A 245-nucleotide genomic window follows, 5' to 3' on the forward strand; every position below is an offset into this window, starting at 1 on the left:
CAGAAATCAACATTCGAAGCGAATGCTCATTTCTGAGTTTGATCAAGTGCAACATTTCACGACGGCAGAAAGTGGTGGAGCCAAGCGGGATCGAACCGCTGACCTCCTGCGTGCAAGGCAGGCGCTCTCCCAGCTGAGCTATGGCCCCGCATATTGGTAGGTCTGGGCAGATTTGAACTGCCGACCTCACCCTTATCAGGGGTGCGCTCTAACCAACTGAGCTACAGACCTATATAGGGTCTTGA

2 tRNA genes are annotated in these 245 nt (G+C 53.1%); both read right to left on the reverse strand.

Going from position 1 to position 245, the window contains the following annotated elements:
• Positions 1-72: 72 nt before the first annotated feature.
• Positions 73-148 (reverse strand) — tRNA-Ala (locus tag ACLEJP_RS25610).
• Between the two features lie 6 nt (positions 149-154).
• A tRNA-Ile gene (locus ACLEJP_RS25615) sits at positions 155-231 on the reverse strand.
• Between the last annotated feature and the right edge of the window lie 14 nt (positions 232-245).

This window comes from Pseudomonas sp. SMV7 (assembly GCF_052041995.1).
Lineage (GTDB): Bacteria > Pseudomonadota > Gammaproteobacteria > Pseudomonadales > Pseudomonadaceae > Aquipseudomonas.